Origin of the sequence: Peptoniphilus sp. DNF00840 (genome assembly GCF_001553125.1) — a bacterium.
GTDB classification, from domain to species: Bacteria; Bacillota; Clostridia; order Tissierellales; family Peptoniphilaceae; genus Peptoniphilus_A; species Peptoniphilus_A vaginalis.
Window position 1 is genome coordinate 1 of record NZ_KQ960201.1, and the last position, 15467, is coordinate 15467.

Sequence of the window (15467 nt, forward strand, 5' to 3'; positions counted from 1 at the left end):
GGAATTATTCCTGGGTTTGTCTACAATCTGAAGACAGTCTCTCGACTGTCTTAACTTTATTATTTTGCTTCGCCGTTTAATGTCCTGTAGCTTATCCATCCGTCACCAATGTTACACCAAGTTCTTCCATCTGAACGTCTAGTGTCGTAAACATAAACTGAGTCACCTCTGTGAAGAACATAAGAGATGCTGTAGGCAAATCCAGGTCCACTTCTTACATTTGCCTTGCCTGAAGTTACAAATTGATATGTGCCAACTAGGCTTGACACTTCAAGATTTTGAAGTCTTTGTATCTGAGCTTCTAGCTCATCAGCTCTGGCCTTTTGCTTTGTGGCTTCACTTTCTTCTTGAGCCTTCTTTTCGTCGTTTGTCTTTTCAAGATTTAAATCTTCAAGCATCTTTTTAAAATCTGCGTTGTCAGGATCAACAGTAAGGTATTCATTTAACCTATTAATAGCTCCTTCATAATTATTATTAGCTTTAAGTTGCATTATTTCAGACTTAATTCCATCGTAGTTTTTCTTAATAAGTCCATCAACTTTTTCTCTAAGTTCATCATCGTCTTCAGTTTGAATTTCCTTTAGGTTGGCAAGAGAAGTTTCATAGTCTCTCTCTTCATATTTCTTATTAGCCTTATTTAAAAGGTCCTTAGTTTCTAACATCTTATCAATCTTGTTGATTTCATCTAAGTACTTTTTATCAGATGACTTTTCATAAAGTTGGCTAAATTTTTCTCTTGCTTCCTTATAATTCTTTGCTTCAAGATTAGCCTTTGCAGATGTCTCAAGTTTTGAGTACTTATACTTGCTAAAGCCAAAATTAAATATTAGAGAGAATACTATTAATCCCACAACAACTAATCCAAAGACTAGACCCTTTTGTTTTAAGCCCATGGAATTATCTTTAAAAGAATTATTTTTTACTATCTTAGTATCGTCTTCTTCATAATAACTGTGATCCTTATTTATAATTTCTGTTTTAGAGAAGTCTCTATCTTCTCTTAAATCGTGACCACAGTCCATACAAAATAAAGCATCTTCTTTATTTTCTTTTCCACAATTTCTACACTTCATCTTAACCCTCCTAACTTTTTTTCTTTGAAATATCCTGCTTTAATTGTCTTAGTTTATGAATTACATCTTCATCAAGGGCTGTAACCCTTTCTTCCTTTAGTCTCTTGGCAAGATAATTGACCTTGTTTTTGGAATGATTTACTTCAGCCTCAAGCTCCCTAGCAGAAATCCTCGTTCCACCACGAGATAAAATTATTTGCTGCTCCACATTGTCACTTGTGGCTACACGAACCTTGGTGAGCCTTCCTATTACATCTAGCTGTCTTTCAATATAATGGTCTGCTGTTTCAAACTCCTTGGTAAAGATTATGTCAATCCCGTCTTTCTTATAAGTATTGCCGCCAGATTTTTTTACCAAGTAGGCATCAAAGACTAGGATTATGTGCTCCCTACTTATGTGAGAAAATTCAATCATTATATCAATTAATTCATTCCTCGCATCTTCCATGGATATATTTTTCAATTCTATTAAGGGTTGCCAAGAATTTATTATATTGTATCCATCTACAAAGAGATAGTTTACATCTCTTCTATACCTACTTGCTCGCCTTCTCATTTTTTTCTCTGTTATCTTCTAATCTCATACATTACAATTGCTGCTGCAACTGAAGCGTTAAGGGAATCAAAGTCAGAGAAGTTTGGAATAGTTATGGTCTTGTCTGAGTTCTTCAAAATATTTTTTGAAACTCCCTTGCCTTCGTTGCCTATAACTATTGCTGCCTTGCCAGAGAAGTCACACTCTCTTATATCTTCTCCCTCAAGGTCCGTTGCATAAATCCAAAAGCCTGCTTCCTTTAACTTGTCAATGGATTGAGAAATATTTGAAACCTTGCAGACATCAATGTCATAAATTGCGCCTGCAGAAGATTTTACTACAGTGTCGTTTACTGTTGCTGCCCTCCTATTTGGGAAGATTATGGCGTCAATGCCAAAGAAGTTACAACTTCTTGCTATTGCTCCAAAATTGTGAGGGTCTTCTATCTTATCAAGTATGAAAATACTTGCGTCTTCCTTGCCTTCTAACTTTCTCATTAGGTCTTCAAGCTCAATGTATTCAAAGTCACTTACAAGAGCAACCACTGCTTGGTGGTTTTTTGTGCCAGCAAGTTCTTCTAGCTTTTCATTGTCACTTGTAACTGTAGGGACCTTTGCATCTCTTGCCATTCCAAGGATTTTTTTAATAGACCCGCTGGCATTTTTCCCTACATAAATTTTTTCTACTTCTTCATTTTTAATGGCCTCCATAACGGGGCCTCTTCCATATATATATTTCATTTTAAATTCTTAAACTTCTCTCTAATTTCCTTTGCCTTGCCACAAGTCATTTTACCTTCAGGGCAGGGTCCACTTACGCAGCCTGGTCCTTCGTCCCTAAATAGAAGTGGTGCTACTTCCTTTACTTCTCTTAACATTTCTGTTGCAAGGTCTCTGATTTCCCATTGGGCTCTTTCGCAACATCTCACTGTAAAGAAGTGTTGGAGAGTTCTAACATTCATTGTTACAACAATTTTTGTCTCACAAGCATTAGGAAAGACATACCTAGCATCTTCTATGGACATTTTTTCTACAGACTTTCTTGCCTTGACTTCATCCATTCCCTCTGCTATTAGTGGTCTTGCATTTTCTTCCACTAATATTTCAACTAGCTTGTCGTAGTCCTCTTGGTCCCTCTTCATAGCTTCTATAAAAACTTTTTTCGCTTCCTCATTTTTTTCGATTTGAGGTGGAATAATGTATTCAAAGGAATCAAGCTTTACATACCTTTGGGATTGTTGTGAATAGGATGCAATCCTATGCCTTACAAGTTGATGAGTAAGAGTCCTTGAAACTCCTTCAATAGCAAAGGTAAAGCTAACATGTTCAAGTGGTGATAGGTGAGAAAAAGACAAAAGTCTATTTAAAAACTTTTCTGTAGATTCTTCTGTTAAATTTTCCGTAATTTCTTCAACACCAACTCTTGAATAGCAAAGTTTAGCAGCCGCAGCAATAGTCTTGTCTGGATCCATCGTGTGGGAAATAATTTTTACCTTCATCCTATCATCTCCTTAAATAAGTCTCTAATCCTATCATATCTCTTTAAGAGGTAGAGGTAGCCATAAAGTGCCTCCACGCCAGTTGCAATCCTATAATCTATAGGGTCTGCATTCTTGGGAACTGTGTGGGACTTGGCATTTCTTCCCCTCTTATAAATTCTCTTTTCATCTTCCGTTAAAATATCTTCTATTTTTTCAAAAAGGTCTCTTTGACCCTTGGCCCTCACATACCTTATGCTTTCCCTGTGAAGCTTGTTGGGGTTCTTTCTTATGTCCAAGATTTCACTCCTAACTAAGATTTCAAAACAAGCATCACCTATATAGGCTAGGGCAAGGGGACTTAGCTCCCTTACCTCGGCTTCAGTGTAATTTTTGACTTCTAAAAAATTTAAATTCTCTTCCAAGTTGTTCCACTTCTCGTATCTTCTATTTCAATTCCCATATTCTTTAACTCATCACGAATTTCATCAGCCCTAGCAAAGTTCTTGTTCTTTCTTGCTTCATTTCTTTCCTTGATAAGTTCTTCAATGTCGCCTGAGATTTCTTCTCTTTCTTCTTCCATTATTCCAAGAACCTTAGTGAGCTTCTTAAGAAGTTCTAAGGATTTTTCAAGAACTTCCTTTGAAGAATTTTCGTCAAGATTTAAGTTGATGTCCTTAACTAGGTCAAAGATTGCTGTAATGGCATCAGCAGTGTTTAAGTCATCTTCCAAGGCTGTTTCAAACTTTTCAATATGCTTGTCATAGCCCTTTAATAAATTTTCTTCATCTTCTGTGATTTTTTCTACAGAAGTTTTTTCTATGGCATCTTCAAGCTTGTACTTTGCATTGTAAAGTCTCTTGCTTGAATTTTTTGTCTGTTCCATTACTTCTCTTGAGAAGTTAATTGGTGAACGGTATTGAGTTGTCAAAAGGAAGAACCTCAAAACTTCTAGGTCAAACTCATCAGAAATTTCTCTAACTGTGAAGAAGTTACCCTTGGATTTTGACATCTTTTCGTTGTCAACAGTTATCATTCCGTTGTGGAGCCAGTAGTTAGCAAAGGGAACTCCGTTGCAAGTTTCTGATTGGGCAATTTCATTTTCGTGGTGAGGGAATTGTAAATCCTCGCCACCAGTATGAATGTCGATGTTATCTCCAATAATAGTCTTTGCCATGACAGAACACTCAATGTGCCAGCCAGGTCTTCCTTCTCCCCAAGGTGCTTGCCAGAATGGTTCTCCTTCTTTTTTATTCTTCCAAAGGGCAAAGTCTTGTGGGTTTTTCTTGTTGTCATTTATATCGACCCTGTGACCAGAAATTAGGTCATCAAGATTCTTCTTTGAAAGCTTGCCATAGTCCTTAGCATGGCTAATGTCAAAGTAGACATCTCCATTGGAAACATAGGCTGCTCCCTTGTCTATTAGGGTTTGGACGAAGTCAATTATTTCATCAATGTGTTCAGTTGCCCTAGGATTTATGGTTTCATAATCATAAAGGTGAAGTCCACCTGCATCCTTCTTAAATTCTTTTATATATCTTTCAGCAATGTCAGAAACCTTAACGCCTTCATCATTTGCCTTGTTGATCATCTTATCGTCAATATCTGTAAAGTTAACAACAAATTTAACCTTCATCCCCTTGTATTCAAAGTACCTTCTCAAAGTGTCAAAGACAACAAGAGGCCTTGCGTTACCAACGTGGATAAAGTTGTAAACAGTTGGACCACAGTTGTAGATTCCAACTTCGCCTTCCTTAATTGGAACAAAGTCTTCCTTCTTCCTACTTAGAGTATTGTATAATTTCATAAATCCTCCTATAAAAAAACGCCTCACTTGAGACGATTATATACCTTTGAAAAATTTTTCGTAGTAATCAAGTCCAATAAAAGTTTTGTCTTCAATCATTTGTTGAATCTTTTCTACGCTGGCTATGTCAACATCCATAACCTCTTCCTCCTGCATGACTATTTCATCAAGAGAAATATTTTTACGCACTAGAAAAATATAAAATATTGTGTTTTTTTCAGTGATAATCCTCTTGAGTCTAAGTTCATCTTCACTTATATCAACGCCAAGCTCTTCTTTGAACTCACGGACCATGCCCTCCTTGGGAGTCTCTCTAGATATAACAGACCCACCAGCAGAGCAGTACCACATGCCAGCAAAGGATTTTTTATTAAGAGACCTTCTCTGGATAATAAAATTTCCATCATCCCTTAGGATCCATCCCTCAACTATAAGGTGGTAATCACTATTTTTAAGACGCTCGCCCTTTCTTATGGCTCGCCTCTTCCATTTTCCTTTTTTATCATATACATCCCAATATTCCACGACAAAACTCCTTATAGATATTTTACACTATTATTAGGCTTTTTTAAAGATTATAAGGACTTTATTTGAGTATAATTAGACTTAAAAACACTGGCATACTTTCTATGATTGTTTATAATTTTTTTACTTACAATCTGAAATAATTTTTCTCAATTTTTAAACAAGCACACAAAAGCTTCCACTTCTAAATTGACTTCATTGATGCAATTAATTCAAATTTATTATTTATTTTAGAGTTTTTCTAAGCTATGTTATAATTAAAAAAAAGGAGGACTTATATGGATTTTCAAAAATTTTTTTTGCTTATATTTTTATTGGGATTTATCTCTATTAATTTTATTATTCCAAAATTTAATAAGAGAATAGATGAGCTAAACACAATTGCAACAAATATTCAGTATACCTCCATGTTGTTTGCCTTACTCTTAAGTCAAATGAGAATTTTTTCCTTAATTTTAATTCTTGGAGTTCTTATAAGTGCTTACATTGATAAGGCTAAAAATCTCAAGCCAATCTTTCTCGAACTTATTATAATAATTAACTTGCCCCTACTTATTATTTTGGATTTAGGAATCTTTGGTCCTCCTACTGATCTTTACTTCTCAAGACCTGCTGATATTTATCTTGGACTCATAATTACTGGACTTATTTTCTTCTTAAACCTATATAAGTTTTCAAAACTTGAAGCTGTGAATAAAAAATATTTCATTAGCTTTCTTTTACTTAATATAATTCTCTATGCTGAAAATTATTTTTTGGTGTTTAAATCTATAAAATAAAATATTAAAAACAAAGACTACTTGCATTGATTTACAAGTAGCGTTTTTATTGTCTTAGTAAATTTTAAATTTTATTTTCATTAAAAGGTCACAAGCACTTAATCAAAAATAAATTTTTAGTTTCTTCCAGCTCAACGAAAATTTTTTCTTTAACTTAAAAAGCTAAGCAATTTAAAATTCCATAAAAAAAGAAGCTACCAAAAATGGTAACTTCTAAAAGTTTTTATAATTCTTTAAGATATTTCTTTAATAATTTGTATGAAGCTTCTTCATCCACAGTAGAAATTAGTCCAGCTGATGATAGGATATACTCCTTATCTAAATAACATTTAACGTCCCTGTTAATTAGATATTTTTCATCTAAGTCCTTAATGGCTGATAGGATTTTCTTTGGCTCATTAGAATTAATGAGTGATCCACCAGTGCCAATAAACATTTCTGCTGGTCTCAAATCTTTTCCATACTGCTCATAAATAGTTCTAGTAGGTGTTTTAATTTTTTTTATGTGCCCAACGTGTCTCATAAGGGAAGTATGAGTTGCTATATAACACAAGACATTGTCAAAGAATAGGTCTTCTTCATTGTCTGGAATATAGCTAGTATGGTTAAAACGAAATTCAGTTTTTTCCTTGGCATCTTTTATTCCAAACTTTAAGAAGGGCTCTTCTCCAACTGACTCATAAAGAGCAGTTGCAGAGTACCTCATACCCATATCGCCTTCAACCGTTCTCTTTTCATAGGGCTCATCAATGGGAGGTGAGATGACATTTTCTTCTCCATAATAAGTTTTACCTATGGAATGAATATCTGTAGTTGCCCCGCCTATGTCAACGGATAATATAACCTTATCCAAATATTTGGCGTAGACTGACATTGCCTTTTGAACTGCAACTGGAGTTGGCAATAATATTTCAAAATCTTGACTTAATAAATCAATCCCCTTTGCATGGGCGATAGTCTTAATGAAAAGATCTCCAATTGTCTGTCTAAGTGGCCTATAATTTATTGTGTTTGTTGTCGGCATGACATTTTCTGTGAAGTCACAAGGGACATTAGCTTTTGTAAAGATGTCCCTTATTTCTTCATGAGTGTCAATATTTCCTGCCACAACTACAGGAGTCTTAAGTGACCCCTTTGCAAGTTTCTTTGCATTGTAGATTATGTTGTCCTTGTTGCCGTGGTCAGTTCCACCACATAAGACTATGATATCGGCACCAGCGGATTTTATTTCTTCTACTTCTTCGTCCTTGAGTTCGTAGGAATAAACATTTAAAATCCTGGCACCACTTGATAGTGACGCAAGTCTTGCAGCGTCAGTAGTAAGGCTTTTTGAAAAACCTATGGCTATGACCTTTAGTCCTCCTGATGCTGAAGAACAACCCAATATTTTATCATATTTAACATCAGAGATTTCTCTTAGCTTTTTATAAGCCTTGTTAAAGCCTTCTCTAACATCGGTCTCCACAGTAGTATAACTTGAAGCTCCAGCCAAAATTACATTTTTACTTGTATCCACTAAATGCAACTTTGTATAAGTTGATCCAACATCGACTAAAAGATAAATCATGCTAATTTTTCATCTACCACTTTCATAATTTCTGCGTGATTCTTTTCTACAATCTTTCTTGTAGCAGCCATTTTCTCTTCAAGTTCGTGTCTGTAATTTTGATCCTTAAGTGAGTTAAGGTTGATGATTACATTTAAGAAAGCTCCGTGAACTGCAGCTTCAATGTTTAATAGAGCTACTGCTACGTCAGTGATTGCATTTGAATTACCTTTTTCAGCAAGTTCTCTTGCGTAATCGTATAATTCAGTAACTTTCATTCCAAGTCCAAGAGGTACTTCAATTGCATTTCTGTATCCTTCTTGAATTTTTTCTGATCTTGCTGCTTTTTCTTCTTCAGTTTCCTTAGGAAGTTTCATAGCGTCCATAACACCATTAAAAGAGTTGGCGTCTTTGTCGATTCCATCAACAAATTCATCCTTGTATTTTAAAAGTTTTGCTTGAATTTCTTCCATTCTTTCAGAAACGTCCATATATTTTTTCTTGCCAACAGTTAGTCCTGCAACCATTGCAAGAAGTGAAGCAGCCATTGATGCATTTAGAGCAGCAATAGATCCACCACCAGGTGCTGGTGAATCTGAAGCTGTTTCATTTGCAAATTCTACTATATTTAAATCTTTAAGCATTTTTCCTCCCGAGAATTAGAATAATCCAGTAATAACTCCGTCGTTGTCAATATCCATCTTGTTAGCAGCTGGAACTTTTGGAAGTCCTGGCATTATCATGATGTTTGAAGTTTGAACAACGATGAAGCCTGCTCCTGCAGATACTCTTACATCTTGAATTTCAATGTCAAAGTCTGTAGGTGCTCCCATTATCTTTTGATCATCAGTAAATGAGAATTGTGTCTTAGCAACACAGATTGGAAGCTTGTCAAGACCAATTTCTTCAAGTTTTTTAACTTGGTTCATTGCAGCCTTAGTGAATTTAGCTTCTCTACCTCTGTAGATTTCTTTAACAATTGTGTTTACTTTGTCAACGATAGATGCATTTACATCGTAAAGTAGTTTGAAGTCAGATTTTCCTTCGTCGATTAGTTCAACAACTTGTTTAGCAAGGTCTTCTGCACCTTCTCCACCCTTTGCGAAACATTCACAAAGTGAAATTCTTACTCCAAGTTCTTTACAAAGTTCTTCTAACTTAGCGATTTCAGCTTCAGTATCATCAGCAAATCTGTTGATGGCAATAATAGCTGGAACACCAAACTTCTTAATATTTTCAACGTGACGTCTTAAGTTAGCAAATCCCTTTTCAAGAGCTTCAACATTTTCTGCCTTAAGTTCTTTTTTATCTACTCCACCGTGCATCTTAAGAGCCTTAATTGTTGCAACGATTACAACTGCATCTGGAGCAAGACCTGCCATCCTACATTTAATGTCCATGAATTTTTCAGCACCAAGGTCAGCACCGAATCCAGCTTCTGTAACTGCATAATCACTTGTAGCAAGTGCAAGTTTTGTAGCTAGGATAGAGTTACATCCATGTGCAATATTAGCGAAAGGTCCACCGTGAATAAAGGCTGGTGTATTTTCAAGAGTTTGTACCATATTTGGTTTTAGTGCATCCTTAAGAAGCATTGCAACAGCACCTTGGATTTCAAGATCTGCAACTGTTACAGGTTGATTGTCTAGGTTGTAGCCAATAATCATCTTAGCTAGTCTGTTCTTTAAGTCTTCAATGTTTTCTGATAGACAAAGAACTGCCATGATTTCAGATGCAACTGTGATCATGAAGTGGTCTTCTCTAGGGAAGCCATCAGCTTTTTTACCAAGAGATATAACAACATTTCTAAGAGATCTATCATTCATATCGATAACTCTCTTCCAAGTAATTTGTCTACAGTCAATTCTTAGAGCATTTCCTTGGTGAATGTGGTTATCTATACAAGCTGAAATAAGGTTATTTGCAGCTGTCATTGCGTGAAGGTCTCCTGTGAAGTGAAGGTTAATATCTTCCATAGGAACTACTTGTGAGTATCCACCACCTGCAGCTCCACCCTTAACACCAAATACTGGTCCAAGAGATGGTTCACGAAGAGCTACTGCAGATTTCTTTCCAAGTCTATTAAGTCCTTGAGTAAGACCAATGGAAACTGTAGATTTACCTTCACCTGCTGGTGTTGGAGAAATAGCAGAAACAAGAATTAATTTACCATTTTCATTGTTTTCTTCGATTCTCTTGATTGCATCCCAAGAAATCTTAGTCTTATATTTACCATATTGTTCAAGATCGTCTTTTTCGAACCCAATCTTTGCAGCTACTTCTTCAATTGGAAGCATTGTTGCTTCATCAGCTATTTGTATATCTGTTTTAAATCCCATTTTACTTAATTACTCCTCTATTAAAAGTGTTTCTAGAACTTGTTCTTGTTTAAATCCATCAATTTGCATGTAGTAAGCTGCTGAATCAACAAGAGCTTGTAGTGGAAGAAGTCCAATAAGTTCTGTGTTAACAACAGTTACTCCATATCTCTTAGCTTCTGATTTTACCATTTCAAGAGCTTGGTAAATTGCAGTCTTTTCATAATTTACAAGGTTCATTGATACTTGTGTTAAACCCTTTTCTTCTAGTTCAAGACCAATAGCCTTACAGAATCTAAGACCTCCACCAATGTGACGAACTGTTTTTGCAATTTTATCAGCAATAGCTAAGTCCTTTGTGTTTAAGTTTACGTTAAATGCAACTAGGTGGAATCTTGCAGCAACAGCTGTAGCTCCAGATTTAACATTCATTTCTTGTGGACCGTAGTCAGGTTTCCATTCAGGTTCTTTGATTTTGTCGAAGAATCCTTCGTATTGTCCCTTTCTAACCTTAGCAAGGTTCTTTCTGTCTGGGCTTGTTGCAGCATCTTCATATAGGTAAACAGGAATTCCCATTTCTCCTATAGCCTTACCAACCTTGTTTGCATATTCAACACATTCTTCAGTTGTACATTCAGTTACTGGAACGAAAGGTATAACATCAACTGCACCCATTCTTGGGTGAGCACCTTCGTGCTTAGACATATCGATGACTTCAGTTGCAACCTTTACAGATTCAAGAACTGCAGCAATAACAGCTTCTGGTTCACCAATTACTTCAACAACAAGTCTGTTGTGGTCAGCATCTGGTTGGTAGTCAATTAGCTTTACATTTTCCTTTGCCCTAAAACATTCTGTGATTTTTTCAACTTTTCCAAGGTCTCTACCTTCAGAATAGTTAGGAATACACATTACTCTTTTCAATTAATTTTCCTCCTATTTATTTGAATTATTATTTAATACTTTTTCGCTTACTTCTATATTATAGGTTAATTATCTTACTATTTATTAAAATTTTACTACCTTTTCAACTTCTTCAAGAAGTTTGCCAGTGTTAATAAGTTCTTGTGCTTTTTCAAGTTCTTCGTAGATTTCAACAGACTTATCATCTTCGATAAATGCAACTTGTTTTCTTATTACATCGTGAGCAACTTTTGTTCCCTTACCAAGTTGATATTTGTTGTCTTCCATTTCCATTCTGAAGTCAAGTGCTTGAGCAGCTATCATAAGTTCAGTAGTTAGAATTCTAGCTGTATTCTTAACAACTTCTCTTGCTTTTCTTGATGCCCAGTTACCCATAGAAACGAAGTCTTCTTGGTTTTCACAAGATGTTATTGAGTCAACACTTGCTGGGTGAGATAAAGTTTTGTTTTCTGATGCTAAAGCAGCTGCTGCATATTGAGTAATCATAAAACCAGAGTTTAGACCAGGGTGTTTTACTAAGAATGAAGGCATTCCAGAAAGTGTAGTGTTAACCATTCTTTCAATTCTTCTTTCAGAAACATTGCCTAGTTCAGAAACTGCAATTGCTAAGAAGTCAAGTGGTTGTGCCATAAGTTCTCCGTGGAAGTTACCACCAGAAATTACCTTGCCATCGTGAGTGATGATTGGGTTATCAGTTGCAGAGTTAAGTTCGATTTCAACTTTTTCTTTAACATATTCAAGAGTGTCTTTAGAAGCACCGTGAATTTGTGGCATACATCTAAATGTATAAGCATCTTGTACTCTAAGTTCAGCTGTGTGAGTGATATAAGTTGAACCATCAAGAATATTTCTTAAGTTCTCAGCAGTCTTAAGTGATCCAGCGTGTGGTCTAATTGTGTGAAGTTCTTCCCAGAATGCATCAATGATTCCTCTAGCAGATTCACAAGACATAGCTCCTGCGATATCAGCAATCTTAGAAAGTTTAAGTGCATCGTAAGTTGCAAGTGCTCCAGTTGCTGTAAGAACTGTTGTACCATTAATAAGTGCAAGACCTTCTTTAGCTGCAAGTGCGATTGGTTTTAAACCAGCTTTTTCCATAGCAACCTTACCTGGAAGAAGTTCACCTTCATAATAAGCTTTTCCTAGTCCAAGCATTGGAAGAACCATGTGTGCAAGTGGTGCTAAGTCACCAGAAGCTCCAAGAGATCCCTTTTCTGGAATAAATGGTACTACGTTTCTGTTTAACATTTCAAGAAGTAATTCAATAGTAGAAAGTCTGATACCAGAAACACCCTTTAGAAGTGAGTTGATTCTAATAAGCATAACTCCTCTTACTTCATCTTCAGGAAGTGGGTTGCCAAATCCAGAAGCGTGAGTTCTAATAATGTTTTCTTGAAGTTGAGCTGAATCTTCTTTAGAGATACTTACTCTTGATAGAGAACCAAAACCAGTGTTGATTCCATAAACAACTCTTTCTTCTTCTACGATTTCTTCAACATATTTTCTTGACTTGTTTACATCAGCGATAGCCTTTTCATCAATTTCTACCTTAACGTGGTCTCTACATACGGCTACTAATTGTTCAAGATCAAGATCGTTGCCTGTTAATACTACTTTGTTCATAATTGTACTCCCTTTCTTTTAATACATTACATCTTACTTACTAATTCAAAAGAAAATATTAAAGATGAAACATTAAGTCATCTTTTGAAAAGTAGTTGCCAAAATTTCTACACTTGCTTAGAAAATTCCTTGCAAATGTTTTCTAAGTTGATTTTATTCTAAACATAAACTATTGTCAATAATTTTCATAAAAATTAAACTCAATTTGCTAAAAAAGTACAATGTTTTAATACGTTTTCTTGATAGTCTGTTTCTTCGATTACACGCTATAATGTATGCTATTATCTTTTTTCTTGGAAAAACTTCTTAATAATATTTATTTTTTCTCAATAACTTAAATAAAATATGTTATTAGTTTTAATCTATATTTGAATACATATTAGCAAAAGGCAAAATAAAGTTTACATAAAAAAGGACTTAGTCGCCTAAGTCATAAATTCATCTTAATCCTTCTTTATTAGTCCATAAACAATAAGCCCTATAGAAAGTATAAAGGCAATTATTATTGTAATGTCATCCTTAACATACTCAAGTAAGTTCTTTTGATAAGAGGATGTAACTCTTAAGTCCAAAAGTGGCATGAAGTGTAAAAATATTATTAATATAAGAGTCATGACCACACCAGTGATAATATACTTGTCTCTAGATTTCATTTCTTTCATCCTTTCTTACTATTAAATAAGCTCCCACAACTTTCTTAGCTCTCCCTTTTGATACTTCCCTTCCATTTTTATGTACTTCAAAGTCGTAATGATTTATCTCAAGGAAAAGACTAAGTGTAGCAAAAGCTTTTCCTTCAATTTTTAACTCAAGATCCAAGTCAATTTTATGTTTCTCTTTCACATCGAAGCCCAAGGCATTGGAAATTATTCTTGCGTCTATAGGAAGGTCCACCATGTAATCATTTTTTAAAATCTTATTTCCTATTTTAATTCCAGCTTCTTTATACTTTTTATTTTTATAGATTAACTCATAGACATCTCTTCCATCAAATTCTAAGGCATCCTTAACTTCTGAAATATTTTCAATTGTGTAAGCTTCTTTATTGTTCACATCTTCTTTTGTGTAGTCATCCTTATCAAGGAGCCTGATGTGTTTTATTTCTGCAATTTCATAGCCAAGACTCTCTTCCATTTGTTTCTTCTCATCACTAGTCACTTCTAAAATTTCAAAATTTTTATTGTCCTGGTCTTCATCTAACTTCACTTCTTGCTTAGATACCTTCCCACCTTCACTGTAGGATTTGTAGGCAGTCCTTTCAAGGAAGGCGAGAGTTAAAAAAATAAGAGCGAAAAGAATAATTAAATTTTTCATTAAACACTTCATCGCACTCACTCCTTAAAAAAATTATATCATTAAAAATTTATTTTCTACGATACAAAACTGCAATAAAAAATGACCTAGCCTTAACTAAGTCATTTGATTTAAATTTTTAAAAGTTATTAAAGAACTTTTCCTAAGAAGTCTTTAGTCCTATCGTTTTGTGGATTGCCAAAAATTTCTTCTGGGCTGCCTTCTTCTACGACGTTGCCGCCGTCCATAAAGATAATTCTGTCACCCACTTCTCTTGCAAAGCCCATCTCGTGAGTAACAACTACCATGGTCATACCTTCCCTAGCGAGGTCCTTCATTATGTCAAGAACTTCGCCAACCATTTCTGGGTCAAGGGCTGATGTTGGTTCATCAAATAGCATTACCTTTGGATTCATTGCAAGTGCCCTTGCAATTGCAATTCTTTGTTTTTGTCCACCTGATAAGGACTTTGGAAAGGCCTCTGCCTTGTCAGGAAGTCCAACTCTTGCTAGTAAGTCTCTTGCCTTTTTTTCTGCTTCAGATTTTTCAAGCTTCCTAACGAGTGTAGGTGCAAGTGTAATGTTGTCAATAACATTTAAATTGTTGAAGAGGTTAAAGGATTGAAATACCATTCCCATTTCTTCACGAATCTTATTTATATCAACATTCTTTGAAGTTATCTCTTCATCGTCTACAAAAATTTTGCCACCTGTTGGCTCTTCCAAAAGATTTAAGCATCTTAAAAAAGTTGACTTACCTGAACCTGATGGTCCAATGACAACAACTACTTCTCCATCTTTTATCTCTTGATTTATTCCCTTTAGGACCTCAAGTTCTCCAAAGGATTTTGTAAGATTTTCTACCTTAATCATTTGCAAGTCTCCTTTCTAGAAGTCCTAAAGCCTTTGAAAGGCTAAAGGTCATTATAAAATAAATTACAGCTACAAATACGAAGGGTTTTACTAATTGATAAGTACCTGAAGAAATAGTTTTGCCTGCGTACATTAATTCTCCAACCCCTACTGTATAAGTTATAGATGATTCCTTAATAAGTGTAATAAATTCATTTACTAGGGCTGGTAAAATATTCTTTATTGCTTGTGGCATAATAATTTTCATCATCGCTTGCTTTTTGTTAAGTCCAAGAGATCTTGCAGCTTCCATTTGTCCAGGATCAACTGAAGATATACCCGACCTTATTATTTCAGCAACATAGGCTGCTGAGTTTAAAGAAATTGAAAGTGCACACAAGAACATTGGTGCAGTCAAAAGTGTAAATTGTTCTGGAATAATCTTCTTTAGTCCAAAGTAAACTATCATTATTTGTACAAGCATTGGGGTTCCCCTTACAATTTCGATGTAGATGCTTGACAAGATATTTAAAATTTTCATTTTCGATGTTTTCATTAGAGCAAGAATTACGCCAAGGGTAAAACCTAGAAGGACACCAATTATCGAAAGTTCAATAGTTGTTATGGCACCATTTAAGTAAGTTGGCAGGTATCTCTCAATGAAAACAAATTGATTCATAATTCCCATAATTTCCCCTTATTTTTTAAAAGTTTAT

General features: G+C 35.0%; 17 protein-coding genes. 1 reads left to right on the plus strand and 16 read right to left on the minus strand.

Translation table 11 applies throughout. The annotated features are described in order from the left end of the window. Positions 1–59: 59 nt before the first annotated feature. The 7 genes from HMPREF1864_RS03340 to HMPREF1864_RS03370 are packed head-to-tail and all read right to left on the minus strand — an operon-like array spanning position 60 to position 5417. Complete coding sequence (locus tag HMPREF1864_RS03340) at positions 60–1073, minus strand: zinc-ribbon domain-containing protein (protein WP_062571432.1); 1014 nt, start codon at positions 1071–1073, stop codon at positions 60–62. A gap of 10 nt (positions 1074–1083) precedes the next feature. Next, on the minus strand, positions 1084–1629 hold the full coding sequence (locus HMPREF1864_RS03345; RefSeq protein WP_062571433.1) for an NYN domain-containing protein: 546 nt from the start codon (positions 1627–1629) through the stop codon (positions 1084–1086). 11 nt (positions 1630–1640) lie between these two features. Beyond that, on the minus strand, positions 1641–2348 hold the full coding sequence (rlmB, locus tag HMPREF1864_RS03350; protein ID WP_062571434.1) for a 23S rRNA (guanosine(2251)-2'-O)-methyltransferase RlmB: 708 nt from the start codon (positions 2346–2348) through the stop codon (positions 1641–1643). Next, complete coding sequence (gene thyX / locus HMPREF1864_RS03355; protein WP_062571435.1) at positions 2345–3106, minus strand: FAD-dependent thymidylate synthase; 762 nt, start codon at positions 3104–3106, stop codon at positions 2345–2347. The genes rlmB and thyX overlap by 4 nt, the downstream gene beginning before the upstream one ends. Next, positions 3103–3510, minus strand: a complete 408-nt coding sequence (locus tag HMPREF1864_RS03360) for a Mini-ribonuclease 3 (RefSeq protein ID WP_062571436.1) — start codon at positions 3508–3510, stop codon at positions 3103–3105. The genes thyX and HMPREF1864_RS03360 overlap by 4 nt, the downstream gene beginning before the upstream one ends. Beyond that, positions 3495–4892: a cysteine--tRNA ligase gene (cysS, locus tag HMPREF1864_RS03365; protein ID WP_062571437.1), complete on the minus strand. Its 1398-nt coding sequence runs from the start codon at positions 4890–4892 to the stop codon at positions 3495–3497. The genes HMPREF1864_RS03360 and cysS overlap by 16 nt, the downstream gene beginning before the upstream one ends. Before the next feature lie 36 nt (positions 4893–4928). Then, a complete protein-coding gene (locus HMPREF1864_RS03370) occupies positions 4929–5417 on the minus strand; it encodes an NUDIX hydrolase (RefSeq protein WP_062571438.1) in 489 nt (162 codons plus the stop codon). A gap of 278 nt (positions 5418–5695) precedes the next feature. Here HMPREF1864_RS03370 and HMPREF1864_RS03375 point away from each other — a divergent pair, with 278 nt between their 5' ends. Continuing rightward, the gene (locus HMPREF1864_RS03375) at positions 5696–6196 is read left to right on the plus strand and encodes a hypothetical protein (protein WP_062571439.1); all 501 of its coding nucleotides are present in this window, start codon (positions 5696–5698) and stop codon (positions 6194–6196) included. A 223-nt stretch (positions 6197–6419) separates the two neighbouring features. Here HMPREF1864_RS03375 and glmL read toward each other — a convergent pair whose 3' ends face one another. The 9 genes from glmL to HMPREF1864_RS03420 form a co-directional block, all read right to left on the minus strand. Beyond that, positions 6420–7763 carry a methylaspartate mutase accessory protein GlmL gene (gene glmL / locus HMPREF1864_RS03380; RefSeq protein WP_062571440.1) on the minus strand — a complete coding sequence of 448 codons (1344 nt, stop codon included), beginning with the start codon at positions 7761–7763 and terminating at the stop codon, positions 6420–6422. Continuing rightward, positions 7760–8386, minus strand: a complete 627-nt coding sequence (locus HMPREF1864_RS03385) for a cyclodeaminase/cyclohydrolase family protein (RefSeq protein WP_062571441.1) — start codon at positions 8384–8386, stop codon at positions 7760–7762. The genes glmL and HMPREF1864_RS03385 overlap by 4 nt, the downstream gene beginning before the upstream one ends. Before the next feature lie 15 nt (positions 8387–8401). After that, entirely contained in the window at positions 8402–10081 is a 1680-nt protein-coding gene (locus tag HMPREF1864_RS03390; RefSeq protein ID WP_062571442.1) for a formate--tetrahydrofolate ligase, read from the minus strand. A 9-nt stretch (positions 10082–10090) separates the two neighbouring features. Further along, positions 10091–10984: a glutamate formimidoyltransferase gene (ftcD, locus tag HMPREF1864_RS03395; protein ID WP_062571443.1), complete on the minus strand. Its 894-nt coding sequence runs from the start codon at positions 10982–10984 to the stop codon at positions 10091–10093. A gap of 84 nt (positions 10985–11068) precedes the next feature. Then, positions 11069–12607 carry a histidine ammonia-lyase gene (gene hutH / locus HMPREF1864_RS03400; protein ID WP_062571444.1) on the minus strand — a complete coding sequence of 513 codons (1539 nt, stop codon included), beginning with the start codon at positions 12605–12607 and terminating at the stop codon, positions 11069–11071. 443 nt (positions 12608–13050) lie between these two features. Further along, complete coding sequence (locus tag HMPREF1864_RS03405) at positions 13051–13260, minus strand: hypothetical protein (RefSeq protein WP_062571445.1); 210 nt, start codon at positions 13258–13260, stop codon at positions 13051–13053. Continuing rightward, a complete protein-coding gene (locus HMPREF1864_RS03410; RefSeq protein WP_062571446.1) occupies positions 13250–13933 on the minus strand; it encodes a hypothetical protein in 684 nt (227 codons plus the stop codon). The genes HMPREF1864_RS03405 and HMPREF1864_RS03410 overlap by 11 nt, the downstream gene beginning before the upstream one ends. Before the next feature lie 116 nt (positions 13934–14049). Then, positions 14050–14772, minus strand: a complete 723-nt coding sequence (locus HMPREF1864_RS03415; protein WP_062571447.1) for an amino acid ABC transporter ATP-binding protein — start codon at positions 14770–14772, stop codon at positions 14050–14052. Then, complete coding sequence (locus tag HMPREF1864_RS03420) at positions 14765–15439, minus strand: amino acid ABC transporter permease (protein ID WP_062571448.1); 675 nt, start codon at positions 15437–15439, stop codon at positions 14765–14767. The genes HMPREF1864_RS03415 and HMPREF1864_RS03420 overlap by 8 nt, the downstream gene beginning before the upstream one ends. Positions 15440–15467: the final 28 nt, after the last annotated feature.

Bases quoted from the DNA above. Each gene is read 5' to 3' on its own strand.
- HMPREF1864_RS03345 (WP_062571433.1), bottom strand. From the start codon at position 1,629: ATGAGAAGGCGAGCAAGTAGGTATAGAAGAGATGTAAACTATCTCTTT.
- cysS (WP_062571437.1), bottom strand. From the start codon at position 4,892: ATGAAATTATACAATACTCTAAGTAGGAAGAAGGAAGACTTTGTTCCA.
- HMPREF1864_RS03420 (WP_062571448.1), bottom strand. From the start codon at position 15,439: ATGGGAATTATGAATCAATTTGTTTTCATTGAGAGATACCTGCCAACT.
- rlmB (WP_062571434.1), bottom strand. From the start codon at position 2,348: ATGAAATATATATATGGAAGAGGCCCCGTTATGGAGGCCATTAAAAAT.
- HMPREF1864_RS03375 (WP_062571439.1), top strand. From the start codon at position 5,696: ATGGATTTTCAAAAATTTTTTTTGCTTATATTTTTATTGGGATTTATC.
- HMPREF1864_RS03410 (WP_062571446.1), bottom strand. From the start codon at position 13,933: ATGAAGTGTTTAATGAAAAATTTAATTATTCTTTTCGCTCTTATTTTT.
- glmL (WP_062571440.1), bottom strand. From the start codon at position 7,763: ATGATTTATCTTTTAGTCGATGTTGGATCAACTTATACAAAGTTGCAT.
- HMPREF1864_RS03385 (WP_062571441.1), bottom strand. From the start codon at position 8,386: ATGCTTAAAGATTTAAATATAGTAGAATTTGCAAATGAAACAGCTTCA.
- HMPREF1864_RS03340 (WP_062571432.1), bottom strand. From the start codon at position 1,073: ATGAAGTGTAGAAATTGTGGAAAAGAAAATAAAGAAGATGCTTTATTT.
- HMPREF1864_RS03390 (WP_062571442.1), bottom strand. From the start codon at position 10,081: ATGGGATTTAAAACAGATATACAAATAGCTGATGAAGCAACAATGCTT.
- thyX (WP_062571435.1), bottom strand. From the start codon at position 3,106: ATGAAGGTAAAAATTATTTCCCACACGATGGATCCAGACAAGACTATT.
- hutH (WP_062571444.1), bottom strand. From the start codon at position 12,607: ATGAACAAAGTAGTATTAACAGGCAACGATCTTGATCTTGAACAATTA.
- HMPREF1864_RS03405 (WP_062571445.1), bottom strand. From the start codon at position 13,260: ATGAAATCTAGAGACAAGTATATTATCACTGGTGTGGTCATGACTCTT.
- HMPREF1864_RS03415 (WP_062571447.1), bottom strand. From the start codon at position 14,772: ATGATTAAGGTAGAAAATCTTACAAAATCCTTTGGAGAACTTGAGGTC.